General features: G+C 46.6%; 34 protein-coding genes. 21 read left to right on the plus strand and 13 right to left on the minus strand.

Annotated elements, in window-relative coordinates; all coding sequences use genetic code 11:
* The first annotated feature begins 110 nt into the window (after positions 1-110).
* Positions 111-929, plus strand: a complete 819-nt coding sequence (locus ACOT0L_RS19735; protein WP_000193207.1) for a DUF4942 domain-containing protein — start codon at positions 111-113, stop codon at positions 927-929.
* The gene (locus ACOT0L_RS19740; protein ID WP_001371952.1) at positions 926-2,131 is read left to right on the plus strand and encodes a hypothetical protein; all 1,206 of its coding nucleotides are present in this window, start codon (positions 926-928) and stop codon (positions 2,129-2,131) included. Before ACOT0L_RS19735 ends, ACOT0L_RS19740 begins: the two co-directional genes overlap by 4 nt.
* A gap of 63 nt (positions 2,132-2,194) precedes the next feature.
* Here the strand turns inward: ACOT0L_RS19740 and ACOT0L_RS19745 are convergent, their stop codons facing one another.
* From ACOT0L_RS19745 to ACOT0L_RS19760, 4 genes are read right to left on the minus strand one after another with little or no spacing between them, the layout of a single operon-like run.
* Positions 2,195-2,398: a hypothetical protein gene (locus tag ACOT0L_RS19745; RefSeq protein ID WP_000121164.1), complete on the minus strand. Its 204-nt coding sequence runs from the start codon at positions 2,396-2,398 to the stop codon at positions 2,195-2,197.
* A 12-nt stretch (positions 2,399-2,410) separates the two neighbouring features.
* A complete protein-coding gene (locus ACOT0L_RS19750) occupies positions 2,411-3,730 on the minus strand; it encodes a DUF1173 family protein (protein WP_000078513.1) in 1,320 nt (439 codons plus the stop codon).
* 22 nt (positions 3,731-3,752) lie between these two features.
* The gene (locus tag ACOT0L_RS19755) at positions 3,753-3,920 is read right to left on the minus strand and encodes a hypothetical protein (protein WP_000220758.1); all 168 of its coding nucleotides are present in this window, start codon (positions 3,918-3,920) and stop codon (positions 3,753-3,755) included.
* Positions 3,921-3,980: 60 nt separating this feature from the next.
* Positions 3,981-5,408 (minus strand): DNA cytosine methyltransferase, encoded by a 1,428-nt coding sequence (locus ACOT0L_RS19760; RefSeq protein ID WP_000833380.1) that lies wholly within the window; start codon positions 5,406-5,408, stop codon positions 3,981-3,983.
* Positions 5,409-5,622: 214 nt separating this feature from the next.
* On the opposite strand from ACOT0L_RS19760, the gene ACOT0L_RS19765 reads away from it, so the two are divergent.
* From ACOT0L_RS19765 to ACOT0L_RS19800, 8 genes are all read left to right on the plus strand, one after another.
* The gene (locus ACOT0L_RS19765) at positions 5,623-6,138 is read left to right on the plus strand and encodes a thermonuclease family protein (RefSeq protein ID WP_000464825.1); all 516 of its coding nucleotides are present in this window, start codon (positions 5,623-5,625) and stop codon (positions 6,136-6,138) included.
* A 2-nt stretch (positions 6,139-6,140) separates the two neighbouring features.
* Complete coding sequence (locus ACOT0L_RS19770) at positions 6,141-7,037, plus strand: hypothetical protein (RefSeq protein ID WP_000975181.1); 897 nt, start codon at positions 6,141-6,143, stop codon at positions 7,035-7,037.
* 47 nt (positions 7,038-7,084) lie between these two features.
* Complete coding sequence (locus tag ACOT0L_RS19775) at positions 7,085-7,399, plus strand: hypothetical protein (RefSeq protein ID WP_001005009.1); 315 nt, start codon at positions 7,085-7,087, stop codon at positions 7,397-7,399.
* Positions 7,400-7,472: 73 nt separating this feature from the next.
* A complete protein-coding gene (locus ACOT0L_RS19780; protein ID WP_000637193.1) occupies positions 7,473-7,730 on the plus strand; it encodes a hypothetical protein in 258 nt (85 codons plus the stop codon).
* 986 nt (positions 7,731-8,716) lie between these two features.
* Positions 8,717-8,914, plus strand: coding sequence for a hypothetical protein (locus tag ACOT0L_RS19785; protein ID WP_001371914.1), 198 nt, complete (start codon positions 8,717-8,719; stop codon positions 8,912-8,914).
* A 140-nt stretch (positions 8,915-9,054) separates the two neighbouring features.
* Complete coding sequence (locus tag ACOT0L_RS19790) at positions 9,055-9,330, plus strand: hypothetical protein (protein ID WP_000864986.1); 276 nt, start codon at positions 9,055-9,057, stop codon at positions 9,328-9,330.
* Positions 9,331-9,821: 491 nt separating this feature from the next.
* Positions 9,822-11,300: a SulP family inorganic anion transporter gene (locus tag ACOT0L_RS19795; protein ID WP_000927306.1), complete on the plus strand. Its 1,479-nt coding sequence runs from the start codon at positions 9,822-9,824 to the stop codon at positions 11,298-11,300.
* A gap of 18 nt (positions 11,301-11,318) precedes the next feature.
* Entirely contained in the window at positions 11,319-12,146 is an 828-nt protein-coding gene (locus ACOT0L_RS19800; RefSeq protein ID WP_001066652.1) for a universal stress protein, read from the plus strand.
* A 59-nt stretch (positions 12,147-12,205) separates the two neighbouring features.
* On the opposite strand, the gene arsC is transcribed toward ACOT0L_RS19800, so the two are convergent.
* Genes arsC through ACOT0L_RS19815 form a run of 3 tightly spaced genes read right to left on the minus strand, consistent with a single transcriptional unit; the run spans position 12,206 to position 14,299 of the window.
* Positions 12,206-12,631, minus strand: a complete 426-nt coding sequence (gene arsC, locus ACOT0L_RS19805) for a glutaredoxin-dependent arsenate reductase (protein ID WP_000065802.1) — start codon at positions 12,629-12,631, stop codon at positions 12,206-12,208.
* A gap of 12 nt (positions 12,632-12,643) precedes the next feature.
* A complete protein-coding gene (locus tag ACOT0L_RS19810; protein WP_000922628.1) occupies positions 12,644-13,933 on the minus strand; it encodes an arsenic transporter in 1,290 nt (429 codons plus the stop codon).
* Between the two features lie 45 nt (positions 13,934-13,978).
* Positions 13,979-14,299 (minus strand): transcriptional regulator, encoded by a 321-nt coding sequence (locus ACOT0L_RS19815; RefSeq protein WP_000941305.1) that lies wholly within the window; start codon positions 14,297-14,299, stop codon positions 13,979-13,981.
* An 86-nt stretch (positions 14,300-14,385) separates the two neighbouring features.
* Here ACOT0L_RS19815 and arsH point away from each other — a divergent pair, with 86 nt between their 5' ends.
* Positions 14,386-15,090 (plus strand): arsenical resistance protein ArsH, encoded by a 705-nt coding sequence (gene arsH, locus ACOT0L_RS19820; protein WP_000130816.1) that lies wholly within the window; start codon positions 14,386-14,388, stop codon positions 15,088-15,090.
* Positions 15,091-15,122: 32 nt separating this feature from the next.
* On the opposite strand, the gene ACOT0L_RS19825 is transcribed toward arsH, so the two are convergent.
* The gene (locus ACOT0L_RS19825) at positions 15,123-16,526 is read right to left on the minus strand and encodes an ISNCY family transposase (RefSeq protein WP_000125668.1); all 1,404 of its coding nucleotides are present in this window, start codon (positions 16,524-16,526) and stop codon (positions 15,123-15,125) included.
* Positions 16,527-16,717: 191 nt separating this feature from the next.
* Here ACOT0L_RS19825 and ACOT0L_RS19830 point away from each other — a divergent pair, with 191 nt between their 5' ends.
* The 3 genes from ACOT0L_RS19830 to ACOT0L_RS19840 are packed head-to-tail and all read left to right on the plus strand — an operon-like array spanning position 16,718 to position 17,959.
* Entirely contained in the window at positions 16,718-17,035 is a 318-nt protein-coding gene (locus tag ACOT0L_RS19830) for a hypothetical protein (RefSeq protein ID WP_000785965.1), read from the plus strand.
* A gap of 22 nt (positions 17,036-17,057) precedes the next feature.
* A complete protein-coding gene (locus tag ACOT0L_RS19835; protein ID WP_001100610.1) occupies positions 17,058-17,363 on the plus strand; it encodes a hypothetical protein in 306 nt (101 codons plus the stop codon).
* 44 nt (positions 17,364-17,407) lie between these two features.
* Positions 17,408-17,959, plus strand: coding sequence for a trypsin-like peptidase domain-containing protein (locus tag ACOT0L_RS19840; protein WP_421637270.1), 552 nt, complete (start codon positions 17,408-17,410; stop codon positions 17,957-17,959).
* Here the strand turns inward: ACOT0L_RS19840 and ACOT0L_RS19845 are convergent.
* A protein-coding gene (locus ACOT0L_RS19845) for an IS1-like element IS1B family transposase (protein WP_095033700.1) occupies positions 17,953-18,650 on the minus strand; the annotation gives its coding sequence in 2 pieces (ribosomal slippage) (positions 17,953-18,401 and positions 18,401-18,650; 699 coding nt in all). The genes ACOT0L_RS19840 and ACOT0L_RS19845 overlap by 7 nt on opposite strands.
* 325 nt (positions 18,651-18,975) lie before the next feature.
* Between ACOT0L_RS19845 and umuD the strand changes: the two genes are divergently transcribed.
* Entirely contained in the window at positions 18,976-19,410 is a 435-nt protein-coding gene (umuD, locus tag ACOT0L_RS19850) for a translesion error-prone DNA polymerase V autoproteolytic subunit (protein WP_000111290.1), read from the plus strand.
* Positions 19,400-20,653, plus strand: coding sequence for a translesion error-prone DNA polymerase V subunit UmuC (umuC, locus tag ACOT0L_RS19855; RefSeq protein ID WP_001371894.1), 1,254 nt, complete (start codon positions 19,400-19,402; stop codon positions 20,651-20,653). Before umuD ends, umuC begins: the two co-directional genes overlap by 11 nt.
* A 45-nt stretch (positions 20,654-20,698) precedes the next feature.
* On the opposite strand, the gene ACOT0L_RS19860 is transcribed toward umuC, so the two are convergent.
* Positions 20,699-21,508: a DsbA family protein gene (locus ACOT0L_RS19860; RefSeq protein ID WP_000031378.1), complete on the minus strand. Its 810-nt coding sequence runs from the start codon at positions 21,506-21,508 to the stop codon at positions 20,699-20,701.
* Positions 21,509-21,878: 370 nt separating this feature from the next.
* Between ACOT0L_RS19860 and ACOT0L_RS19865 the strand changes: the two genes are divergently transcribed.
* Entirely contained in the window at positions 21,879-22,226 is a 348-nt protein-coding gene (locus ACOT0L_RS19865; RefSeq protein WP_121343843.1) for a hypothetical protein, read from the plus strand.
* Between the two features lie 59 nt (positions 22,227-22,285).
* On the opposite strand, the gene ACOT0L_RS19870 is transcribed toward ACOT0L_RS19865, so the two are convergent.
* From ACOT0L_RS19870 to ACOT0L_RS19880, 3 genes are all read right to left on the minus strand, one after another.
* The gene (locus ACOT0L_RS19870) at positions 22,286-22,546 is read right to left on the minus strand and encodes a hypothetical protein (protein ID WP_001439466.1); all 261 of its coding nucleotides are present in this window, start codon (positions 22,544-22,546) and stop codon (positions 22,286-22,288) included.
* A gap of 195 nt (positions 22,547-22,741) precedes the next feature.
* Entirely contained in the window at positions 22,742-23,134 is a 393-nt protein-coding gene (locus ACOT0L_RS19875) for a hypothetical protein (protein ID WP_000843243.1), read from the minus strand.
* A gap of 24 nt (positions 23,135-23,158) precedes the next feature.
* Positions 23,159-23,908 (minus strand): thioredoxin fold domain-containing protein, encoded by a 750-nt coding sequence (locus ACOT0L_RS19880; RefSeq protein WP_000720274.1) that lies wholly within the window; start codon positions 23,906-23,908, stop codon positions 23,159-23,161.
* 147 nt (positions 23,909-24,055) lie between these two features.
* Between ACOT0L_RS19880 and ACOT0L_RS19885 the strand changes: the two genes are divergently transcribed.
* The 4 genes from ACOT0L_RS19885 to ACOT0L_RS19900 all read left to right on the plus strand — a co-directional run bounded on the left by ACOT0L_RS19885 (position 24,056) and on the right by ACOT0L_RS19900 (position 26,936).
* On the plus strand, positions 24,056-24,595 hold the full coding sequence (locus ACOT0L_RS19885) for a lytic transglycosylase domain-containing protein (protein WP_000494968.1): 540 nt from the start codon (positions 24,056-24,058) through the stop codon (positions 24,593-24,595).
* Positions 24,596-24,677: 82 nt separating this feature from the next.
* Positions 24,678-25,235, plus strand: coding sequence for an HAD domain-containing protein (locus tag ACOT0L_RS19890; protein ID WP_001371950.1), 558 nt, complete (start codon positions 24,678-24,680; stop codon positions 25,233-25,235).
* A 123-nt stretch (positions 25,236-25,358) separates the two neighbouring features.
* A complete protein-coding gene (locus tag ACOT0L_RS19895; protein WP_000902297.1) occupies positions 25,359-26,420 on the plus strand; it encodes an HNH endonuclease signature motif containing protein in 1,062 nt (353 codons plus the stop codon).
* A 9-nt stretch (positions 26,421-26,429) separates the two neighbouring features.
* Positions 26,430-26,936 carry a YrhA family protein gene (locus ACOT0L_RS19900; protein WP_000654195.1) on the plus strand — a complete coding sequence of 169 codons (507 nt, stop codon included), beginning with the start codon at positions 26,430-26,432 and terminating at the stop codon, positions 26,934-26,936.
* Positions 26,937-26,947 lie beyond the last annotated feature (11 nt).

The following is a 26,947-nucleotide window of genomic DNA, read 5'->3' on the forward strand; positions in this document are numbered from 1 at the left end:
AGTAGACAACTTTAAAGTCTTTTTCATGTTAAAGGAGACAACTTTAATGTCTGTGTACACCTACCTTTGCTCAAATCAAAATGTTCTGACATACCAAAATGGAGTGTAAAATGACTCAAAACCAGGGTTCTGAGCCAGTACCGGCGAGCCGGACAGGGCAGCTCATCAGCGCCCGGGATATGGCCATGCAGAAATTCGAAGAAGGGATGCGGTTAATCTCGGAAGCGTCGGAACTGTGCGGTCTCTCTCTCTTCACCAGCAGAATTATGCAGCCCAACGCATTTGGTCTTCCGTCGTCACTGGATCGCACCATCGAGGAGGGGCGTAAGGAAATTGACCGTAAAACGTGGAAAAGGCTCTTTGAAGAAATAGGTATGGACCGGTACTGGAACCATAAGCAAAAAGAAGCCTTTAACGAATCCCTACGTACGGATCCGCCCGTCGCTTCCCTGGAGATTGTTAAGGGAACATTACAGCATGCACTGGCTAACAGACGAGACACGCTTGCAGAAGGTTTCGTTGATGTTCTCAACAAGCTTGACCGAAGTTTTAAAAGCAATGCACGGCAATATACAATGCCGAAAAAGCTTGTTCTTCGGGGGATTTTTCCTGGTGTGAACGTACTGAGGTACAACGGTTTCTCGCAGGACAATCACTTTTGTTTACGCGACTTTGAGAATATTGTATGCATCTGTTCTGATACTCCAACACCTGCAACCGGCGGTGGGCTGAGTATGGTCGACAGGCTGACGGCCATGAGAAATACAGATTTCACAGGCGAGGTCTGCGATGAGAATGGCTGGCGGTGTCGCCTGTTTGAGAATGGAAACGTTCATATTTGTATCGACAGTATCTCGCTTCTGAATGCTCTGAACGATCTTATCAGCATATATTTTGCAAACCAGCTTCCGGCCGCAGGAAAAAAATGATGATCGAAAACGATAAAGAAAAAAGCCTGAACGATGCTACCTCGCCAGAGGTGCAGAATGACATCCGCAGCGAATCCACAGAAAAATCAAAGGAAATGGGTCGTTCAAGGTACTCATCTATTGCGATGATCGATTACTTCAATGCAATCGAACGTCTGTGCGAAGAGAAAAAAATTAACCCGGAAAATATCGATCTGAGCTTCAAAGTTCACTGGCTCAGAAACGCTGTTGGCGGCTCGTTTGCAAGGTCACAGGAGATGTTCGCTGAGTACCAGAAGTATGTTAAAGAGGTTCCTGAAGAGGCCCGTTACCTGGATATACCCGATGAGGTGAAGGTTGCACTCGGCGATATTATCTCGTACATCACCTGGCACTACCGTAGAAGCTATACCGCAATACAGAGTGATAGTGTTAAAAAAGCTGAAGCACGTAGCATGCAGCTGGAGGAGGAGGTAACGCAGCTTTTACAGCGGCTTGAGCAAAGCGCTACCGATATGGATGAGCTGAAACTTGAGAATCAGGCGCTACAGGGTCGATTAGAGATCCGGGACAGTACCGTCAAGGAGTTAGAAACAAGGCTGAATGTTGCCGAAGCAGAACTCGAAACCTGCCATCACCAGTTAGATAGCACACGGCATGAATTAAGCCTCGCACAGCAGTCAAATGACTCACTCTCCCAGCAACTGGCTGAACGTAAAACAGAGATCGCTGGTCACCTTGAATATCAAAAAAAGCTGAACGAAGAGATCAACACTCAGCGTTCTGATAATGCCGGTCTTTCCAGACAATGCGACCAGTTAAGTCAGACTGTGTCAGATACAAAGGCAGAGAGGGACAGGTTTGAACAGGAATTGATTGCTGCACAGAACCTCTGTGCTGAGCTGAAAAGTGCACTGTCCGGGAAGGAGGGTGACCTGGTGGCGGTGAATGCCGAGCTTACTGAACTCCATAAACTAAACGAGTCGCTGAGCGCCGACCTGAAAAAAGTAACTTTGGTCAGCCAGGGCTATGAAGCGGAAGTGGCTGAACAAAGCAGTGAATTAAAAACGCTCCAGTCCAAAGTAATGAAGCTGGAAGCTACCCTGGAGGCAGAGAAAACAATCTCAGAATCCCTGAAAGGCACCATTGATACATTGACTGGTGCAATGGCAGGGGGAGGTACTGGAAAGTCAAAACAGCCGCGTAGTAGAAAAACATCATGATAAATGAAGCCAGGTTGATAGACTTCTCTGCATCCCCTGGCACAGTAGACCTTCTGCGGACATTCAGCCCGTCCGCAGGAGTTTTCGTCCTTCAGTCAACAAATGCACTACCTTTTTTGAGTCTCCACTTTCCAGTGCAGAAAACACGTTACCGATTTTACCAACAGCTTGTATCTGAGTGATAACCCCAGTCTTGTAATCATCAAGGATCCCTGACAGGAAAGCGTTCAGTTTTGTCTGTTCGCTTAGTGAAAGCATGTATGACATTTTTTCTCCATTTTAAGCAGGTGTGCCAGTTGAAAGAGGTTTACGTGATTCTGGAAAATGAGGCAGCACCATAGTTTCAGATGCTGTGGTCGCATCCCAGTGCCACCATCCATAAGGCCCATATTCACGGTTGTAATAATCTTTTTTGAGTTGCTTTCGGGCCAGATAAGCAGGAGTGGCCATACCAAATACTTCCATCGGGAACGGCTTATCGCTTTTTGTGTCGAGCAGGTAGAAGTCAGGGAACACCTCACTAATACTCGCATCATAACGCATGGGCTTAACGTACTGCCGGTGCTCTGCATCCAGCTTTTCTGCAACAACCGCCTCATAGGAGGAGTCCAGAGGTATCCAGTTCTCGCTAACGTGCATCAGCACAATTTGATGAGCTCTTACAGAAGGGCCTCTGCCGGTTACCGCAGCTGGTGACGTCAACGCAAAGACAACTATTTTCGCCCCGGATTTCCATGCTGCGTACTCCGATGAAAATCGTTTCTTTACGCTATCCCAATGGCCTTCTGAATTGAAAAAAATCAGCGGTAGCCCCCCAAAATTCCGCAGGGGTAAAAATTTAAGTGGCTTCTCATGCTTTTCAGCATCGTAGCGAGGTAAAACTGACAGGAGCATGAGACGTTTATCACTCATCGCCTGTGATGAAAGACGCTGAATTTGCGACTGAGCGACAGGTTGTTTCGGGTCAGGTACACCAATGAATAAATGGTCACCTATGCAGGCTCTGCCGGTACGAATTTGTTTAGCGGTTTCAAGCAGACGATACCGTACCAGTGAATCGTTACGTTTCCCTGCCATTTTCGGGTACCAGACATTCAGACCAGACTCTGTCCACAAAAGACTAAGCAAGCCCAGGAGGGTCATTGAGGCCTGACCTCCTTCTGGTCGCTGAACATGGGGCAGGGGAGGCACTTCTGATTTTTCAGGAGGATCTTTCTCTGTCATACCGATACCGAGCCTTACAGCCATATCACCTTCGGTTGTAATCCGGACCACACCACTCGCATATCCTTTCAGGCCGGTATGCCGGGCATCAAGGGAGAAGAATACACAGGAAGGATCATGCTCAATGCCCGTGTTAGCGGCTTTGACGAGAATAAAGGCATCACCGTTCGGTAAAGCACGAACATAAAGTCGCTTTTCTCCTTTTCCACGACATCCGCAGGTGATGACTGATTTTTGACCTGAGGTGTGGTGTGCCTTTTTAAGAGCCGACTGCCACCCTTTAGCAAACTCATCCTGCGTTTGAAAGTCAGGTGAGTACCTTTTGACGTTTGGATCGTCGTCGTAAGCAATCATCACTGCGAATTTTTGGCTCATAGTAGTCTCCTAAACAGGAAGTTTAATATCCCAACCAAAGCAACACTTCCTGAGCGTCATACTGTTCCTTTACGCCCATGTCGCTAAAGAATTCTTCGAAATCTGTTTCGGGAACGCAATGCCTGGACAGTTCTTGTAATGCTCGTTCTTTAGATACCGTCTCACCTTCAGCTGATTCGAAATACGTCATGGTTGACCTCTGACATTATTACAACAATCTTAAGCATTTAAATTGATGAAGGAGCTCAGGTCAGCTGACTTCGTCGTAAAACTGCCGCAAGCGCTGGGAGGCTGCAAATTCAATTCGAGACTTCAGCAGTTTGGCGACGGCCGCAAAGACATCAACGACCACGGAGTTCCCAAACTGTCTGTAAGCCTGTGTATTGGACACAGGGATACGGAAAACACTTTCCCCGGGTTTATCGAAGCCCATTAGCCTGCTGCATTCACGTGGCGTTAGCATGCGTGGCCGACGGTCCATGTTGTATGTGTTATGGAAATCAGTTTCTCCCAGCTCATGAGACCAGCCCCGATCAATAAGAATTTCAGATCCGTCTTTCATATAGCGGCTTGAGAGGGTTCTGGTGACACTATTAACATTGGAAGGATCTACTAGTCCAAAACCAAAACCATTGCCTTTTGCCGCATGTTTCTTTGCATAGTTGTATAAGTACTCCCAGAGTTTAGGGGAGAGGATGTATTTACTATCTACGCTCGGATCCAGTAAATCTGAGAGAGAAGGGCGCTTGTCCGGATAAAAGTCTTTAATATCTCTCAGAGTAAAACCGTCTTTCAGACGTAGGTCGCGGCGAAAACCAATAAGGACGATACGTTCACGGTGCTGGGGTCGGAAATGACGGCCATCGATGACTTTAGGATCATCCGCGCCCGTGCTTTCGCTGTTTGCGACGTCGTAGCCAAGCTCATCGAGCGTTTTCATGATGATGTTAAAGGTATTACCCTTATCGTGACTCTTCAGATTTTTTACGTTTTCCAGAACAAAAATTGCAGGTTGTTTTGCCCGGATGATCCTGGCCACATCAAAGAAGAGCGTACCCTGAGTGTCGCACTCGAAACCGTGTTTGCGACCCATAGAGTTCTTTTTACTGACACCGGCGATGCTGAATGGCTGGCATGGAAATCCCGCAAGAAGAACATCATGATCCGGGATAGAGGCATCGATAAATTTGTATGCCTCGTCATCAGTAACCTCGGGCCGGTTGCTAAGAGTGATGTCACGGATGTCTGAATTGAAGCGGTGCTCGTTCTCATCGCAATACCAGTTCGCCCGGTAAGTACGGCTGGAATAAGTATTCCATTCGCTCGTGAAAAGACATTTACCACCGATGGCATCAAATCCGCTTCGCAGTCCACCTATCCCTGCAAACAGATCGATAAAGCTAAAGTGCCTGTCCTCATAATCAGCAGGTCGTGAAGGTATTAAAGTCTGTAGATAGCGTCCATCTGCGATACTCAGATCACAATGCTCAGGTATGCATGTAACCTGACGTTTAAGGGATGCACGGGACCAATTACTGCCATTTTCATCATTTAATACCTGAGCCAGATATTTCAGGTCATAAATAGTCGAAGCTGTTAACAAAGTTTTGTGGATCAGAGATGGTGTTTTATCCACATCATTCAGGTCTGTCTCAAGATCATGAGTGTAACGTTTCATCCAAACTCTCTCAGGAATAATATCTTTGAGATAGATTAACACGCTTAATTTGGATTATTTTTTGGTTCAGGTTCTAAATTTATTGTGATTATTCTGCCTTTAAGTTGCAAAAAGATTGGTTTTAAGCCCGCCCATGAAATAATGACTTGTTAAAATACTGCCTGTAAATAGGCTTGTGGATACATGTCTGTACTCAACAAATTCAGGTGAAATGATGTTTTTTTTTACAAAGTTACTTTTGCCCATCATGATTGTTGTATTCCCAGTGGCGTCCTGGGGGAACTCAACAACTTTTGAGGCAAAGGTGGTTAAGATTGTTGACGGTGACACCATAACTGCGTTGGATGCTCAAAACACAACCATCAAAATACGGATGTATGGTATAGACGCTCCTGAATCTAAACAGGCTTTTGGCCAAAAAGCAAAACAGGCCTTAACCACAGCTATAGCAACTAAAATCGTTACCGTGATAGACCATGGTACGGATATCTATGGCCGTATGTTAGGTACCATCTGGTTAGATGGATATGATATCAATGCCTCTATGGTGGACAGTGGATATGCGTGGGTTTATCGGTTCGAAGATAACGCCATTGTCCCTGGCTATATCAAATATGAATCCGCAGCACAAAAGGAGGCAAAAGGGTTATGGGCAGACACCAACCCTGTCCCACCATGGCAGTGGAGACAGGCAAACGAAAAGCCCAGAAAGGTGAAAGGGAAGAAATAACCATGATGAAAGAGCCTCATCCGTTACTTCAGTTGGTACTAAACGATTCCGGTCGTCTAACCATGCCTGTTTATTATAGAGATCAACAGTATTGCCCGACTTGCCTTACAAAGGTGTTGAAGAGTGAGGATGGAAGTTTGGCGCACCTCGGGGAAATAAATCAAAATACATGTAGACCTTCTATTTCAGTAGTTGTGACAAAAGCAATTATTGAAATGTTATGTGACGGGGAAAAAATATTTGTAAATCCAATACGATACCGAGGCCGGGTGCTGGCACCCTCAGTAATTTTTTCTCCCGACACTCACACTTTCAAACCGTTTATAAATACAGACTATCAGCCTGTGGGAGCAAACTGGAAAAGTGAAAAGGGATATAAACTCGGTCTGTTTTATCTCAAAGATCGAGCCAACTCTATCAATAAAGAGGAATTTGATTTCATTGCCGTTATAGACCCTAAGGCAATGCAGAAAGAATTTATTTCGGCCTGGTCTGAGGTTGATGAAAAAAATCCATTGGAAACGCTGAAGCAGATCTTACGATCTAAAAACAACTCTTCTTTATGGGTAAAATGGCCTGGCAAAATTGAGCATGCGCAAAAAGGAAATTGCAACGAAAATTACTGGTTCGATTATCAATCTGATAATCAGGAAGTGAACTGTACGGTCTCTGTTGTAGGTATCGAAGGTAACAGTTCCGGTGAGACAATTTATAGATTGCAAACTTTGCTAAAGCGTAAGCTCAATGAATATCAACTGGTTCGGTCTTTAGGGACTATTATGCTTCTTGATAATACCGGGAATATGATTCCATCAAACCATCCTTATTTTGAAGTCATCTCAAAAGCATGTATAAATGGAGTGCGTGACTTTGTTCGTCAAAACCCGTGGGTAGTCTGACGGTCAACTATAAAGCATAATATAATTAGTAATAACAAGGAACAGACATGAATGAAAACTCAGTAATCTTAATAAGTTTATTTTGGTTTTTTTTTGGATCGAGTGTTGTAGCTGGTTTTATGGATGCATCATTATATTGCTGGATTTTTGCAGCCATAAGCGCATTGTTTCTTCTTTCGGTGATACAAACACCAAAGGAGTTAACGGTATCTATTCTTCTTGCGGTACTTATGGCAAGCTCCGCAGGTGTTTTCATTCTGGCTTATAAAGTCAAAACGAATGTCGTTTCACCAATCTATCTCTTAAAAAAGCCTACTGCATACATGGCTGAAATAGATAACCGAAGGATTCATGGTTACTAAATATTTTGCAATTGCATCATTTGACGGTCCGGGTTTATTTACCCACAGCATCGACTAATTCAAGAGGTTACATATGATAGTTTCAGAAGCAATTTTTTATTCTTCTATTATTTCCTGGGTTCTTTATTGGTGGTTTATTGGAAATATTACTAAAAAGGTAGGGATGCTTGTTGTTCCACTCACGCTTACCTTCGGATGTTACATTTATGCAATTCATTTGGATGATTCCGAACAGCAAACCAATTTACGTTGGGAGCAGATCGGTTTTATTACCTTTATAATTGTGATAATGTGGGCAGGAAAGTTTGTGATGAAAAGACTATCTGAATGATGATCTAATCCACACTTTTCGATATCTTAGAAAAGTAACTTTGTGAGCAAACAGTCATATGACATGCAAAACGCTGATCTCAAAGACAGATGATGGATACACATTTAGCATTTCACCTTACGAAGACGGGTACCGCTTATCAGTCTCGCCTGAAAATCGTCACAATGGTACCCAAAGCTTTGACGGCTGGTTCCCACGTTTTTTTTCCGAACCACAGTATGCCAAATCATCTTTAACTAAGTTTCTCGGTGAGTCCTTAGTATGGGAAGAAGATTCAAGTAATGCTCTATGAGATTACTTATTATAAATTTTTCTATTAATCTCCATGGAGTGATATATGAATTTGGCCTATTTTTTATTTTTGTCTATAACTGTTATGCTTACGAGCTTTATTATTAAATCACTTGTCGTATTGGTAAAGTTCAAATTACTTCGTGATGAACGTCTCGAATATACCAGCAATAAAAATATTGATGAGATGTACGATTTAATGAATGCGAAGGAAGAAATCCTCATAAGGCATCATAAGCAGATGTTGGCATTGCATCTTTCACTATTAATATTCGTTCTATTTATTGCTTACATTTACTAAAAATAATTTTATTCAACATTTCAACAAAGGGTTTTCAATGGAAAGCTTCGAAACTGAACAAATGATTCAATATGCTTTCTACATAAATATCGTAATAACGACTGGTTTGGCATGGTTTTGCTTGCGGTCAGGATTGCATTACAATTTTTTCAGAAAAGCAGAGAGTGCCAGAACAAAAGGGCTGAGTAGTACCTCTACTGAACACGGTCCAGCAATTGTGAGAATAAAGAAGCTACAAGCATTAGTAGATTTTATTAGTAACTGTGCTTTTCTAATCCTTTCAATTGGCACAGCTTATATTTTGTATTTTTGGATCCACAGTTAACTCATACAAGGTAACTTCGGCAAATAACAACTTCTAATGCAGGACTTTAATAACTATAACGGATGCTACATGAAAAACGACAGTTTAATTACGCGGTATAAAATACTTAAAGGCGAACGCGATGAGTCTATCTTCACCATAATAATCGCGCTAGTAGTAAAGCTGGGGCTGGTAGCCCTGGCATTCTATCTGTTGCTTGGTTCCACGATTGATTGGTCAAGCTGGAAAACCTATGCCGCCATGTTGATCTTTGGAGCATTTCTCTAAAAGGATGACCACGGCAATACCAGGTCAGACAACAAGGTCGTTAGCATGATCGTTGGAAGCAACGGAAGCACCTTGAAAAAGGTCGGCAGCACTATAAAATCCATCAGCAATGCACACAAATAAACTACTGGTATCTTAAAATGAAAGTGAAAGAGTTGATCGCCATGCTGAACGAAAGAGACCCTGAGGCAATTGTTCTGATTTCCGGCTATGAAACGATCGGCGGCACGGAAGTCGCAGAAGCTGATTTGCTCATTGATATGCAGTCAATATGCTTAGAACAGGCTGATAATCTCACAGGAAACCGTAAAGTTGTTTCTTCCGGTGGTGAAGATTCAGTTTGGTTAGGCTGGAAAGATGATTACCGTACAAAGGTGTTTTTAGAAGATGCCCAAATTCCTGATCAAGATGAATGACGGTCAGCGTTGGCTTCAAAGGCAATCTATCAGTACGTGAAACGTAAATGTTAAAAAATAACCACATATGAATCAATAACTTATGTCAAAGCTAAGTAGAGATGTCCGGGGTGGGGCAAAGTTCAAATGTCCTTTGATAATATTGAATTCCTGGATAAAAATCGCATCTTAACCTCTTCGTTTGAGTACCTTGTTGGGTTGACCCCGTATTCGCTTTATTTGTAGTATTGGGCTGCTTTGAAGTGTTTCATGTTCAAACGCGACGTGTTCTGTAAGTTCTTCCTGACAACAGAGCCGACAATATATACACATCCGCTATGGAGAATCTGACAACCGCTATGCGTATTACGCCACCCTGAGTTTTTCCTTCCTCTGTCGTACTGAGCAAGCCTCAGCACGCACTCAATAACATCCCGTCTGCGGATGTGCTTTACCGTACGTAAAAATGTAGCCCTCCAGGGCTGACTGTATCTAAAAACTGAGAAATTACTATGTTGCTGTCCTCGACGCGTAAGGACTGGCTGGGTAACGTCCGTGGTGACGTTCTGGCCGGTATTGTTGTCGCGCTCGCACTCATTCCAGAAGCGATCGCCTTTTCCATTATCGCCGGTGTTGATCCCCAGGTGGGCCTCTACTCGGCGTTCTGTATTCCTCTCGTTATGGCCTTCTTTGGCGGACGTCCGGCGATGATTTCGTCCTCCACCGGTGCAATGGCTCTCCTGATGGTGACGCTGGTGAAAGATCATGGCTTACAGTATTTACTGGCTGCCTCCATACTGACCGGGGTATTCCAGCTGATAGCCGGATATCTGAAGCTTGGCGGGCTGATGCGTTTTGTTTCACGCTCAGTGGTCACGGGGTTTGTTAATGCACTGGCAATACTGATTTTTATGGCCCAGTTGCCTGAGCTGACCAATGTGACATGGCATGTTTATGCCATGACTGCGGCAGGGCTGGGGATCATCTATCTCTTCCCTTATATCAACAAAACCATTCCTTCACCGCTTGTGTGCATCGTGGTGCTGACTGGGATTGCCATGTGGCTGCATCTGGATGTGCGAACCGTCGGGGATATGGGGAAACTTCCCGACAGTCTGCCGGTCTTCCTGCTCCCGGACGTGCCTTTAAATCTTCAGACGCTGCTCATCATCCTGCCATATTCTGCGGGGCTTGCGGTGGTTGGCCTGCTTGAGTCGATGATGACCGCCACTATCGTGGATGACATGACCGACACGCCAAGCGACAAAAACAGGGAGTGCAAAGCTCAGGGCATCGCGAACATCTGCACATCCTTTATCGGAGGAATGGCAGGCTGCGCGATGATTGGGCAATCTGTTATCAACGTAAAATCCGGTGGACGCGGACGACTTTCAACCCTCACGGCGGGCGTGGTGCTGCTTTGCCTGATTGTGTTCCTGCGCAACTGGGTCTCCCAAATTCCGATGGCAGCGCTGGTCGCGGTGATGATTATGGTTTCCATCGGGACATTCTCCTGGCGCTCCATTGCCAACCTGCGGACACACCCCCTTTCAACCAGCGTGGTCATGCTTGCCACCGTCGCGGTTGTGGTGGCAACACATAATCTGGCCTTCGGTGTGCTGACCGGTGTACTGATTGCTTCGCTCAATTTTGCCACTAAAGTATCCCGGTTCATGCGTGTAACCTCAGTTCTGGAGGGGACGAGCCGGACGTATACCGTCACCGGCCAGGTATTCTTTGCATCAGCAGACCGCTTTACGAGCCACTTTGATTTCCGTGAAGCGATTGAGAATGTGGTGATAGACGTTTCACATGCCCATTTCTGGGACATCACGTCCGTCAGCGCCCTGGATAAGGTGGTCATTAAGTTCCGTAGAGAGGGCGCCGGGGTTGAAATACGTGGGATGAATGAAGCCACCCGCACCATCGTTGACCGGTTTGGTGTTCACGATAAACCTGAAGAAGTCGAAAAACTGATGGGCGGTCATTAACAGACTGGAGGGAAAACTATGAATAATACTGTTACAGCCTGTGTGGACGGTTCACTTTCAACGCGGTCAGTGTGTGAATATGCGGCGTGGGCAGCCCGCACTTTGCAATCACAGCTAGCACTGTTGCACGTTATCGAAAAAGACAGCACCCCGGTAGTGTCAGACCTGACCGGCACTCTCGGCATAGACAGTCAGCAATTGCTGACCGATGAGCTGGTAGAAATTGAAGGGCAACGTAATCGCCTGCTGATGGCCCAGGGGAAAGCAATACTGGAAAGTTGTGCTGAACTGCTTCAAAAACAGGGAAGCCCGGATGTGCTTTTGATGCAAAAACACGGTACACCGGATGAAGTTCTGGCAGAGCTGAGCGACCTTCGTCTCATGGTGCTGGGGCGTCGGGGTAGCCAGCATCCGGTAGGCTCTCATCTGGAAAGCGTTATTCGTCTGCAAAAGAAACCCCTACTGGTTGTTCCGGAGAACTACTCAGTGCCTTCCAGAGTCATGCTGGCTTATGATGGCAGTGAAGAAAGCAGGAGTAACCTGGAACGTCTGACGATGAGTCCCTTACTCAGGGGGCTGGAGTGCCACCTTGTCATGGTAAACGGTAAGAAGGAAGAGCTGCTGACCGCACAGCAAATTTTACGTGACGCGGATATAGAAAACAGCACAACACATCTTACCGGGCAATCAGTCGGGGACGCGCTTATTCGTTACGCCGAGGAAAATGCTGTCGATCTGATAGTGATGGGGGCCTACGGTCATTCCAGGTTGCGGCAGTTCTTTATCGGTAGTCATACCTCCGAAATGCTGCAAAAGACGCAACAACCGCTTCTTATCCTCCGTTAGCACTGATTATCTTAAATAAAAAAGGGCGAGTTCTCTCGCCCTTCGTCACAAGAACACGTTTAGTTCAGCCGGTTACCTTTTTCATCAACTACCTTCTCACCGTCCTCTTTCGTGAACGCGCTTTTCTGCGCATCGGGAAGAATATCCAGCACGACTTCAGAAGGGCGGCATAGCCGGGTACCCAGCGGCGTTACCACGATAGGGCGATTGATCAGAACAGGGTGCTGCAACATAAAATCGATTAACTGCTCGTCAGTAAAGCGGTCTTCCGCCAGCCCTAACGCTTCAAAAGGTTCGACATTCTTACGCAGCAGCGCTCGTACCGTGATCCCCATATCCGCAATGAGTTTTACCAGCTCAGCTCGTGATGGTGGGGTTTCAAGATAATGAATAACGGTCGGCTCTGTACCGCTGTTGCGGATCATTTCAAGGGTATTGCGTGACGTGCCGCAGGCCGGGTTGTGATAAATGGTAATGTTGCTCATATCAGTATCTCATTACAAAGTGAAAGACAGACGAAGCGCCAGTGCTGCAAGCGTGACAAACAGCACGGGGATTGTCATGACAATGCCCACCCGGAAGTAATATCCCCAGGTAATTTTGATATTTTTCTGCGACAGAACGTGCAGCCACAGTAACGTTGCCAGACTGCCGATAGGGGTAATTTTTGGCCCCAGGTCGCTGCCGATGACGTTGGCGTAAATCATCGCTTCTTTGATAACACCGGTCGCTGTGCTGCCATCAATCGACAGCGCCCCGACCAGCACGGTCGGCATATTGTTCATCACTGATGACAGGAAGGCCGTCAGGAAGCCCGTACCCAGCGTTGCCGCCCACAATCCCTGCTCTGCCAGCTGATTCAGCAAGGAAGAGAGATAGTGGGTCAGACCGGCATTTCGTAAGCCGTAGACCACCAGGTACATCCCCAGCGAGAAGATAACGATTTGCCAGGGCGCACCACGCAGCACCTTACCGGTGTTAATGGCATGCCCTTTTTTCGCAACAGCAAACAGAAGCAATGCACCAGCGGCTGCGACCAAACTGACCGGTACGCCCAGCGGCTCCAGTCCGAAGAATCCCACCAGAAGCAACACCAGAACCAGCCAGCCGGTTTTAAAGGTATTCACATCACGTATAGCGTCTTTCGGTTCTTTCAACAGAGAAACGTCGTAAACGGCGGGAATGTCCTTACGGAAAAACAGATGCAGCATCACCAGCGTAGCCGCAATCGCGGCCAGGTTAACCGGGACCATCACGGCGGCATATTCTGAGAAACCAAGCTTAAAGAAATCCGCCGAGACGATATTCACCAGGTTTGAGACAATCAGTGGCAGGCTTGCCGTGTCAGCGATAAACCCTGCGGCCATGATAAACGCTAAGGTTGCTCCCCGGCTGAATCCCAGCGCCAGCAGCATCGCGATAACGATAGGTGTCAGGATCAGTGCCGCACCGTCGTTGGCAAACAGTGCCGCAACCATCGCACCAAGCAGGACGATCCAGGTGAAGAGCAGCCGCCCCCGGCCATTCCCCCAACGGGCAACGTGCAGCGCGGCCCATTCAAAGAAGCCGGATTCGTCGAGCAGAAGACTGATGATGATCACGGCGATAAAGGTGGCGGTCGCATTCCACACTATCTGCCAGACCACCGGAATATCCCCCAGATGAACGACGCCAGTCAGCAATGCCAGAATTGCGCCCAGTGAGGCACTCCAGCCAATCCCCAGCCCTCTGGGTTGCCAGATAACCAGGACGAGCGTGAATAAAAAGATAGCACCAGCCAGTAACATCAGAAACTCCATTCACATTTGTTTATTCGGATATATATATCGCCATCAGCAGGAGACAGATGCCACGCTACTGAGCTTGTTGCGTATGTTTTCTCGTTCACAGTTCCAGGCTGTATCAATAATACCCGCAGCCCATGCTGGCATGTGTGGCGACAGTCGGTAATGCACCCATTTTCCTTCGCGACGGTCGATGACCAGCTCGGCTTCACGTAAAAGGGCCATATGGCGAGAAATTTTTGGCTGAGACTCTGCGGTTGCCGCACAGATGTCACAGACGCACATTTCACCGGACTCCCTGAGAAGCATCACGATAGTTGAACGGGTCTCGTCGGCGAGCAGTTTAAAAAGCTGAACAGGCTGTAGCATGCTTAACCTCGTAAAAAAATAACAATACATATGGTATTTCATATGTGATAACTTTTAAAGCATAGCTTATGAAATGGAGATTTTTTATGACCGACTTACCAGCAATCGAACCGGCTTATTTTGATGATGCGCTTGCCAGCAAACTTACGGGCAACAACGAAACCATGCCGCGAATTCTCATCCTGTACGGTTCAGTACGAGAGCGGTCCTACAGTCGTTTTGCAGCGGAAGAGGCCGGGCGGTTGCTGGCAAAGATGGGGGCTGAGGTGAAAATATTTAACCCATCCGGTCTGCCGTTACCCGATGATGCGCCCGAAAGTCACCCCAAAGTGCTTGAACTCCGCGAGCTGGTCAGGTGGTGTGACGGAATGGTCTGGAGTTCTCCGGAAAGACATGGCGCCATGAGCTCGGTGATGAAGGCCCAGATTGACTGGATACCCCTGAGTGAAGGTGCTGTTCGTCCTTCCCAGGGTAAAACGCTGGCCGTCATGCAGGTTTGTGGTGGTTCACAGTCGTTTAACACGGTCAATCAGATGCGGATACTTGGCCGCTGGATGCGGATGTTCACCATCCCCAATCAGTCGTCAGTGCCAAAGGCATGGCAGGAATTTGATGATGAAGGGCGCATGAAACCCTCACCCTGGTATGACAGGATTGTCGACGTTACCGAAGAGTTGTTCAAAATGACGTTACTCCTGAAAGGGCACACAGCCTACCTGTCCGACCGCTACAGCGAAAGGAAAGAGAGTCATCAGGAGCTCGCGGCACGGGTCAATCAGGCCAAAATCTGACAGCCAGGCATGCCCGGATGGATTACCGGGCTTTAAATCGGTTTCTTCCCAAATATCTCTTCAGAGCGTGACTGAAGTTTCACCAGGGCATTGAACATATCGTCCTGATCCAGGGAACGCTGGGATTTCTTCGTCGTGGGAGCTTTACGCCTGCGAGAAGGGCCGTCTCCGGATGGTACGGATTGCGACCGGTTATTATCCCGCTCGGCCTGGACCAGCTGCGCCATTTCCAGGGCCCGCCCCAGACGTTTGTTATCCACAATGGCCCCCTGATCGATTTCAGAAAGCTTGTCATAGGTGGAGTAGGGAAGTGATACGCCATTAAGCCGGAGCTCTTTATGTCCATCCGGGTAATGCCAGACATCGATGTATTTACCAATCGCCCGACGACTGAATTCGCTGTCTTCAATCAGATAAAGGACTTTGTCGTATTGCACTGTGAGTGATTTCGACACTTTACGAGCTTCACGCCAGTTAAATACCATATCAAGATCGTCATCGACATCCAGTTCCCGATGAACATCAAACGCCTGGCGAGGCGCTTTTGCGAAACGACGGTTGTAATCGTTCATGAACTCTTCGGCAAATGCGTTCGCAGCTTCCATGGAACTGATGCCCTGGAGCCTGAGCTCCTTGACCAGTCGGTCCTGAAGCGTCAGGTGCGCCCGTTCAACGCGGCCTTTGGCAGCACTGGTTTCTGCACAAATGGTCTGAATGTTCAGTTCATGCATCGCACGGCCAAACTGGGTATCGCCGTCGCCGCCGGTTGCATTTTTATTGTTGATCCTGAATACGCTGGCTTTGTCGCTGTACAGCGCAAGCGGTTTGCCATGTTTTTCAATATAGCCCCGGGTCGCTTCAAAATAGGTGAAAGTAGACTCAGATTTCACGAAAAGAAGCTGCATTAAACGACTGGTTGCGTCATCAACGTAAACCAGTGCCGTACACTTAGGTCCCCGATTTTCAAACCAGTGGTGGTCGCAGCCGTCGATTTGTATGAGTTCACCGGCACAGGCACGGCGGTAACGAGGTTGCTGAATTTTTGGCGCACGTTGCTTACGTGGGACCCACAGACTGGCCTGAGTCATCAGCTTACGGACGGTTTCTTTGGAAAGATGAACACCGTGCACCTCAGACAGTTTTTCACAGGCCAGCGTCGGACCGAAATCGTTATAGCGTTCGCGAATAATGTTCAGCGCGTATGCGGCCAGTCCCTGAGGCAACTGGTTGTTACTGGATTTACCACGACGGCGGCTGGTCATGCCAATCGGACCATCTTCACGATAACGCGCAAGCAGACGACGGCACTGACGGTCGGAGATACCAAGCCGCTGAGCTGCCATTTGTGTTGTCAGACGCCGGTCGATGACATCCTGAATGATTTTGAGTCGGTTAACTTCATCCAATGTGAAAAACTCCGCTGCGAGAGCCGTCATGGTAATCCTTACTTGATTATACACGCCGGACATCTTAACTTAGCCATTATCGGACATTACAACTTTGCTACTACAACTTAAGTGCGCATAATCAGGATTATGTAAGATCAGCGTTAAGTAGTCGATTTGTTTGAAAGTGACGTCGTCTTTAAGTTAAAATCACCTATAATCAATACCTACTGGAGCAGCTCATGGCTGACACCTACCTCCCCCCGGGCTTTAAAAAATGCAAATCATGTCAGCAAGTTAAACCCTTTGAACAGTTTGGAAAAGAGCTCAAGGGCAAGTTTGGCCTCAAGAGTAAATGCCGAGCGTGTATTAGCGAGAAAAACAAAACGTACGCAGCAGGCCCAGGGGCCGAAGTAAAGACGCAAAATAATAGGACCTACCAGGCAGAAAACAAGACTGAGCTCGCGGAGAAAATGCGCGTTAAGCGTGCGAAAGAAAAATTTGGTGATCGCTATAATTCCTACCTCGCTTCTTTAGAGTCCATGAAAAAACTCAAATAATGTAATCGCCAACGGAGGAATAATGAATGTACATCTGAAATATGATACGATAAAGCACTATCACTTTGATTGGCTAACGCCTGCTGGCGACTATCCTAATTCAGCGGTTATGCTCGTAGGTTTCCGTGATGGGCGCTGGATTATTGTTCAAGAGTTCGGAAATGATTATAGCTGCTTCGAGGGCGTTCTGAAGAATGGTGATGATCTTAATACGGAGCCTAAATTCTATTCCGACTTAGAAAGCGTAGCGGTTGCTGCTTTTGGCATGATGAAGCAGATATATCCCCAGTACCAAGATAGCACGTTAGAAGAATTCCTCGCTGGATAAAATATTCTAGAAACCAAACTCGCCTTATTCGAAGGAAACTGACTATGTATAGAAAGGTTTTAGCTCTTTCAGCCTTACTGATTTCTGCTTGTTCCACCGATAATCCTCATAAACAAAGTATGCACCACAATGATTTTGAGCTTTCGGACTCAGCTGTAAAAATTCAAATCAAGTCTGGAAATAAGACAATCTCCGGCTCAGGTACTTGGATCGATGAACAACATATTCTTACAGCTTCACATTTATGGCTTGATGCAAGCAAGGATTATAGTCTAAGTATAATAACAAGGAATGGGAGCCAACCAGCAACAGTTATCAATATTGATGATCCTAAGAACCGGGACCTCGCTCTTTTAAAAGTAGAAAAAAATACTATTGTCAAAGCCCCACCTAATTGGAAGCTTCCAGTATGTGATAATGTTCTAGCTCCAGGTGAGTCTGTTTGGGTTCTATCGGGAATGTATAATACGCTTTCAAATACGTATGCTTCCCCCGACTCAACCTACTATTATAAAGGAATAGTTGGTTCTGATGGTTTGACTGCTTTTTATCAAAATGGAGTTAGTGGAAGCGCGGTAATGACTCCAACTTATTGATAGTGTTTTATGTTCAGATAATGCCCGATGACTTTGTCATGCAGCTCCACCGATTTTGAGAACGACAGCGACTTCCGTCCCAGCCGTGCCAGGTGCTGCCTCAGATTCAGGTTATGCCGCTCAATTCGCTGCGTATATCGCTTGCTGATTACGTGCAGCTTTCCCTTCAGGCGGGATTCATACAGCGGCCAGCCATCCGTCATCCATATCACCACGTCAAAGGGTGACAGCAGGCTCATAAGACGCCCCAGCGTCGCCATCGTGCGTTCACCGAATACGTGCGCAACAACCGTCTTCCGGAGCCTGTCATACGCGTAAAACAGCCAGCGCTGGCGCGATTTAGCCCCGACGTATCCCCACTGTTCGTCCATTTCCGCGCAGACGATGACGTCACTGCCCGGCTGTATGCGCGAGGTTACCGACTGCGGCCTGAGTTTTTTAAATGGCGGAAAATCGTGTTGAGGCCAACGCCCATAATGCGGGCGGTTGCCCGGCATCCAACGCCATTCATGGCCATATCAATGATTTTCTGGTGCGTACCGGGTTGAGAAGCGGTGTAAGTGAACTGCAGTTGCCATGTTTTACGGCAGTGAGAGCAGAGATAGCGCTGATGTCCGGCAGTGCTTTTGCCGTTACGCACCACCCCGTCAGTAGCTGAACAGGAGGGACAGCTGATAGAAACAGAAGCCACTGGAGCACCTCAAAAACACCATCATACACTAAATCAGTAAGTTGGCAGCATCACCACCTCGCTGAACCTTGCCATATAAGCATCGTACTCAGCCTGGTCTTCAGGAGATAAAAAATTTGGTGGGAGGAGCATCAGAATCCTTTCATCCTAGCTTGTATACCTTCTTCGTAGGCCAGCTCGCCATTATCGGTAAAAGATGGTTTTTGATGTTTATGATAAAGCTTAATTTTTCGTCAGGCTTGATAGCGTTACCGGAGAGATTTGATCTTTTCTCTTCAACTCGCAATACTGTTTATACATACAGTACAAGAATTCGAGTGTAGCTATGTCTGTTATCCTTGAGCACATTAGCAACAAGCCTTACGAAATGGCACCTTTTTTCAGTGATTTACTAAGCTGTGGAGTGATGAGTCCGTGCGCCGGGCATGAAGATAATGAATTAAATTTGCATGAATATGTAGTCCGCAACCGCCCCTCAACCTTCTTTGTCAGGGCGGCGGGCCTCAGTATGATCAATGCCGGTATCAATGATGGAGCAATACTGGTTGTGGATCGGTCTTTAACAGCACGACACGGCTCTATCGTCGTTGCGCTGGTGGATGGAGAGTTTACGGTAAAGATCTTACACACGTATCCTGAGCTGCTTTTGATGCCTTCTAATCCAGCCTATAAGCCGATACGTGTAAATCCTGAATCCCTTGAGATATGGGGCGTCGTCACCTTTGCACTGAATCAGTTCAGCCATGTACATGCACGTTGATATTAACGGAGCCTATGCGGCATTTGAGTGTGCGATGGATCCCAAGCTGTCAAAAAAGCCGCTCATCATAGCCAGCAATAACGATTCGTCCGTCATTGCAATGAATAAACTGGCTAAAAGCGTTGGTATTAAGCGTGGGACCCCAATTTTTAAGTGCAGGGATTTGATTCAGCAACACCGGATCGAAGTCCGGAGCTCTAACTTTACTTTGTATGAAGACTACTCAAATCGCTTCCATGAAACGCTGGAAAGCTTCGCGCCTCAATCGAGTCGATATAGCATAGATGAAAATTTCATGTTATTGAAAAACATGAACAAGATAATAGATTATGAAGATTACGGCCGGTTGATCAGAAGTACACTTCTTCATAATCTGTCCCTTACCTGTGGTGTGGGTTGTTCAAGCACCAAAACCCTCGCTAAATTATGCACCTATGCGAGCAAACGATGGGCAGCTACAGGCGGGGTTGTAGTTTTGACTGATCAGGCCAGGATCAGGAAGCTCCTGAGCCTGATCAGTACCAGAGAAATATGGGGTATTGGTCGAAAGATTAGTGAACGCCTGTCGGCTTTCGGGATCATCACTGCCGGTGATTTTTATAATAGCGACGTTCGCTTTTTACGTAAAAGCTTTGGCGTTGAAATCGAGCGTACCTGGCGGGAACTGCATGGCGAACCATGTTTCCGGCTGCACGAGTCTCCTCCTGTCAGGCAACAGATTATCGTTTCCAGAAGTTTTGGTCAGCGCCTTAATGAGATAGGCAAGCTACATGAGGCAGTTTCATTTTTTACCGCCCGGGCGGCAGAGCAGCTGCGCAAGGATGGCTCGTGGACCCGTCAAATCACAGTCTTCATTCAGAGTAGCAATTATGCGCAAGGTGAAAACCGCTACAGCAATTGTGGTATCGAGCCGCTTACCGCTACACAGGACACCCGCGATCTGGTTGATGCAGCCATGACCATCCTGAACCGCATTTACAGACCCGGGATAGCGTATGCGAAAGCAGGGGTAATGCTCTCCGCTATGACTGACGGCACAGAGCAACTCAGCCTGTTTGATACTCGCCCGGCCAGGCCTGGCAGTCAGGCACTGATGAAAGTTATGGACCGGTTCAATAAAGAAAAGCGCGGAGCTCTGTTTTTACTGGGGGAAGGCATTCAACAGGATTTTCGTATGAAGCAGGCCATGCTATCACCGAGATATACGACCCGCTGGGATGAATTACTCGTTGTAAAAGCGTAGCGGCCATGACCGGCATGGCCGTACTCATCAAATGTGAAAGTAACTTTAGGCCCCGCGAGCTTTTTCGATTGCGCCCTGCAAAGTTGCTGCGTCCATAGCCCCGGGGATAAATGTGGTAGTCGCCGCATTCGGCTTTTTCATATTCATAATGATGAAACCGGGTGTGCCGGTGATCCCGAGCGCTTCGCCCAGCTGCATATTGCCGGAGATCACGTTTTCATACCGGTTTTTTTCCCTGTCAGAAAACGTGCTGTTAAACCCTGACTTTTCCACCACAGTATTAAAGTCAGTGAGTTCGAATTTGCGTTGAGAGGTCATGAAGGTATGAGCCACAGCCATCAGGTTGTTGTGGTACTTACGATAGGCTTCAGCACCGAAATTCTGATAGACGTGCAGACCCGTAGCGGCCCCCATGGCAGATACAGGTTTTGAACCGGCAAAAATCGGGAATTCTTTAAAGAAGAATTTTACATCTTTGCTCTGATTCATTACCGATTCAACAACAGGTGTAACCCGCATGCAGTAAATACACTGATAGTCGAAGAACTCGATTACCGCGACGTCGGCGTCATCAGGGCCGATGTTTGGCGTCTCCTTGGTATCCAGCAGAGCTGGCGCATATGGAATTATTCGTTCCACTGAGGCACTCACGTTCTGATTTTCCAGCGCCTTACCTGCTTCCACTAAATAATGGGGATTTTTTACCAGGTAAGTAGCGGCAATTTTGCCAATTTCTTCCTCACTGAGCACCTTCGGTTTAAAATAAGTTGCCGTGATTAACGCCGAGGCAGCGGTAGCAATAACCGCAGAAATTAAAATCGTGGCCATCGGTTTTAAATAAAATTCTTTAGACATAGCTACCTTTATGCTTTTCAGCCTGTTAGTTATTAACCTGCGATGGATTATACTGGCCCGGTAAATCGGAATTATTCGTGAAACAATGCTTTTTGGAGATTAAAGGATGATTAGGCAGGGCTTTATACTCACAACCGCAATGCTTTTGAGTGGATGCGGATATCATTTCGCAAACCAGGTAGATGCGTACGATCTAATGCCTCGTCCTGTTACAAATAAAAGGTTTCAGATAGTCCCTCCGGACGAAAGTATTCAGTCCAGAATGTTTTCAGGCCGTTTTGCTGATGGATTAGCAAAAAAAGGAGTCATTATTTCCACTCACCAGCCAGATTATGTGCTCAGGTTCCGAATCAGCAGCTCACAGGAGAACATGCAGTATAGCGAGCAGCTTCTTACTGGGGTGACAGGCTACGTTGTAGATAAAAAGACAACGAGAACTGACAAGCATGGCGAATTGCATACTGACTATGACTACAAGCCAGTCGATGGGGTAATAGGCACTGAGACGATGTCGCAGATGCACTATATGCGACAGCTGGATGTCGAGGTATACCCGTCAGCGAAAGGAGCAAAGCAGGTTCTGAAAGTGAGTATGCAAAGCAATGCACCTGTGCCGTCAGACAGCATTGCTTATTCAGCAATGATCGACGCCTTTACTGATAAATTTGATGCGCCGCTGCGTTCCGGAAATTATGTTGCAGTGATCCCCTGGAACTGAAAGCAGACGGCGGGAAGAGAATGTTCAAAAGTGACTTTTGGACACGCACATTAACGTGGCTATCGCCCTCCCCCATTAAAATCATAAAGTCGGTAAAGATCGCCCATCGTGATGGAATTGGGCTTATTAATGAACAGATACTGTAACTGTTCTTTATGTTGAGTACTGGCAGCTGCATTCATAAGCACTTCCAGGTAGAACTTGTAGCCTATGCTTCGCTCTGAATACATATACTGGAACTGCATCAGTAAAATGCCTGACATAACATACAACAGCAGCAGACTGAGTAATACAGTGCTATCAGGCTGTTCCAGTGCCATACTGACATACCCTGAACCCAGAATGCACAGAAGCCACCCCGTCATTAGAGCAGGCACCCTACGACTCAGACGTTTATAACAACGTTTTATTACGGGATCCCGGAGATACTTTTTGTCAGGTATCCCCGTTGCTCTGATGACGAAGCTACTGAGTATCGACATCTTTTTTCCTTCTGGACGCTCTCAGTCAATAAATCAGGCCAGGCGCTCATTGAAAGCTACCACGAGCTGCGAATCGGGATTTTTTACCAGTTCGGGCCGGATAACTTTTAGTTGCCTCGTTGGGGCGAGCTCATCTGTAGGCCTGATGGTGGTATTACCCGGCCCCTTGCGGGTACTGTCGGTGTTTACCTTGAGCTTTTTATTTCCCAGGTAGCTTTCCATCTTTTTAGAGATGGTGTCACCTGTGGTCGCAACACCAGAGAGTTCCTTTAGATGTTCACCTTTATCCATTTGTACCGATGACATCAGAAATCCGATTCCGGGATCGTTTTCCGTTCCACAGGCTCCGTACTGACATTGTGCAGCGAAAACGGGCTGTACACCTACAGCAACCAGCATTAACGTACTCAGTAAAGTAGATTTCATACACACCTCTTACAGTCGGAAAAGTTACTTTTGCGCAGCGCCCATTTGGGTCACCAGGTTTTCCGGGCTCAGCCACCCCGTAAATAACTGCGGTTTGCCGCTTAGTGTCACCATGGTAGGAGTACCTTGCAGCGGGATTGTTGAGGCCACCTGGAAATGCGATTTGATAATGTTTAAGCAAGCCTCATCAGGACGTCCTTCCGGGATAGTTGAAACCGGATTCATCGCTGCATCCAGAGCTTCGTTTGGCTTTGCTGAACACCAGATTTTGGCCATGTTCCCGGCTACTACCGAGTTCAGTCCTGCACGTGGGAATGCAAGAAACTTAATCGAAATACCGGCATCAAGATAAGACTTCAGATCATGATGCAGTTTTTGGCAGTATCCACAGGTTATATCGGTAAAGATAGCAAGCCGGTATTTTTCGTTTGGTGATTTGTAGTCGATGGATTTTGTTTTGGATGCGAATTCCCGGACGCCCATTAAAATGGCCTGCTCAGTGGTGTTTACCACATCTTTACCTTTCACGTGGAATAAGCTTCCGGTAAAAATGTAATCTCCGTCTTTGCTCACGTAACTTACCCCCTCCCTGGAAATCACCGTAAAAATATCTTTTACTGGCGAGGGTTCGACGTGCTCGATTGAAAGCCCAATGGCTTTGAGCTTATCCCGGGCTGCATCTGGCAGTACCATTGTATTAACCGGCTCGGCATTCATCGTGAAGGCGGTACTTAATGAAAGAAGTAATACCGATGCCTTAATAATTTTTTTCATTTCCGCTCCTTAAATCGAGCACTAATATTATCACGCCCCAAAATTCCAGAATTTTGCTTAAACGCTTAAATCAACGGGTAAAGCCGAAAGAAAGTCGATAGATATATGGGAGAATAGATAAAACGTAGATTCAGTGGAGAAATCGTTGTGTTTACACCACCAGCAGATGATGTGAAACCTATTCCCGTTCCTGATGAGATTTACACTCAGTGCATTACGGATGCCGCCCGCTACTTCGGAATTGATGCTGAACTGGTTTTTACGTTGTTTGACAATGAAGGCGGTAAGGTTGGTACTTTCAGCAGGAATACTAACGGCACTTATGATATTGGCCCAATGCAGATCAACTCATCCAATCTACCTGAAATAAAAAAGCATTTCCCGACGGTAACGTGGCGGGTTCTGGCTTACGATGCTTGCGCAAGTTTCTGGGTTGGAACATGGTGGCTCTATAGAAAAATTGTTGATCGCAAGGGCAATGTGTTTGAAGGGATTGCAGATTACAACAGCAAAACCCCAAAGGTACGTGCAAAGTACATATTTAACTTCATGGTAAAGTACAATCGCCGGATCCAGCAGCGTAACGGGATGGGTGAGCTTTATCAATGGACCCAGCAACCTCCTCGATACAATGGCCATATAGCTAAAAATGTCCCGGAGCAAAACCCGACTCCTGTTGTTAAATAAATACAACCCGATATTACAGAAGATCATCGAGTGGCTTGGGTAAACCACCACAAATATTTCACACTGACTCAGGAGTAATATATTGTCTTCTTCTGCAAGAAATTTATTTAAGATTCTCTCTTCTTTCTTGATCCAGAAAAACCCTCATCATGAAGAAGTATGTGTTCATGAAGAAACAACAGCTGGTTTATGGGCCCCTCTCCCTGATTCGCATGTCGTGCTTTTCTTAGATTTCGATGGGGTTTGCCACAGGTGTAAAAATGAAACCTTTGAGCGAATGCCACTGTTAGAGAAATTGCTGGATAACTGCCCTGCCATGGTGATTGTTATCTCCAGCTCATGGCGTGAGTGCGCTAATACAAGTTATCTGAAATCTCTGTTCCGGGTGCCTTATAGAGACAAAATCATAGGTGCAACCGGTTCGGTATATTTAAAACACGGACAGACTGGTGTGCGGGCTGCCGAGTGTGAGGACTTTGTCTTTTCACATCGAGTTAAAGCATTTATCTGCCTTGATGACGACGAATCATTATTTCCGGCCGGTTATCCGCATTTGCACAAAACCGATTATTACACGGGCCTCACCGAATCTGACCTTGCAGCTCTTAACGCAAGGTACCATCAGCTCATGGGACGCTGATGAACAAAGTAACTTTCCTTTTACCCTGTCACTGCTGATCTCGTACGCCCATCCACTTTAGGATTGATTGTTTTATACCATACGCAATAATGTCTCATATGAATTCGACAAGAAAGGGACATTATGCTGCATCACTGTCAGGCTAAGTCACTGGATGACATATACCTTGAGGATATTCCCCACATCATACATCCGGCCACGGCGGTACATGACCTCGAAGATACCGCCCTGCCAAACCGGATTATTCAGGAATGGAATTTACCGCAGGGATATACACAGTTTGTCAGCCGGTATCACCAGTTCCACCATCAACGCCCCTGGCTCGCTTACCGCGATACGCTTGACGACATCAGATACGGTAAGATCGTTCTGCTTAGAAAAGACATAACCGGCAATGCCGGGCCGGGGGTTATATCAAATGGCAACCTACGCAATGACCTGCCCCTGTCCCTCTTTACCCGTCTGCGCGATATCATCTCTCGTCAGTTGAAACGCCCGGGGTATTACGTTCGATCAACGACACCAGCACAGCACGCCCAATCAACAAAAACCATTAATTCCAAAGCGGCTGGTCGTCTTCTCGCAGCTGGCGGGCTTTATAATGGAAATGTGGAGGGATTTCGACATACGGCTGAACAACTTGGCGGCGAAGCTGTTGAAGGCTATGACCAGGTATTGAACGAAACAACTTCAGGTATGCTGGTTGCAGCGGCTTCACTTCTGGTTATCCGAAATCCAAGGTCTGCGGATGAATTGACAAGTTATCTCGGCAAGTACAAAAAAGCACACGTTTTGCTCGATGATATGAATGTTAGCGAATTGAACTACATGCGCCGAGACAGAGCTGAATATTTAGCTCTCCGTGGACAATTCAACAATACTGTACGCCCTAACTTCCTTAAATCACTTTCAGACCACCCAGATGCCCTGGCTACGTTTGAACCTAACGATTTGATGAAACTTGCAACAGGCAAGGTCCCCTCTGGGTGGCAGGTTCACCACAAGATCCCTCTTGATGATGGTGGCACAAACGCTATAGACAACCTGGTACTTATTCAGAATTCACCATACCATTCAGCACTGTCGAAAGCACAATCCATCATTACGAAGGATCTACCGTATAATTCAAGCACCAAAGTTCTATGGCCATCGCCGAACGGTGTTATCTACCCGGTAGGAAAGTAAGAGGCGCTCATGAAAGATTTAACTCAACTACTCAGCAGCTTAAAGAGGTTGATGGTTGCAGATCACTACCCTTTAGCCAGCCCGGTAGCCCCGGAAGTCTTGAAAGACTTAATCTGCAATCCGCCTCCAGTGGAGTGGGCAGATCACAAAAAGAGCGCCTATATAGATATACAGAAACTCATTAAAACCAGGCTTGATTATGCCCAAGTGTTTAATGCTATGGATGGTTTTGAGTACAACGGACTTACGTTTTATAACCTTGTTCAGGCAGAGAACGAAAATCTATTGTGGTCAAATATTTACATACGCAACTTTGAAGCACGAGACAATGAAATCTACGTTGACCCAAATCTCACTGATAAGGTGTTAATCGGAGAAGATGGCATGTCACTTTTCGCTTATAGTTTTGCAGACGACTGCTTTCAGATAAGAGACAAAGCATCTACTGATTATGTTATTGAATCTCATACAGAGTTTGATAGATTTTTGTCTTCACTGATTCAAACCGTCAGTTGAATGTTCCGCAA

The sequence above is a fragment of the Enterobacter cloacae complex sp. XAL002 genome, assembly GCF_049236805.1.
Taxonomy (GTDB): domain Bacteria; phylum Pseudomonadota; class Gammaproteobacteria; order Enterobacterales; family Enterobacteriaceae; genus Enterobacter; species Enterobacter intestinihominis.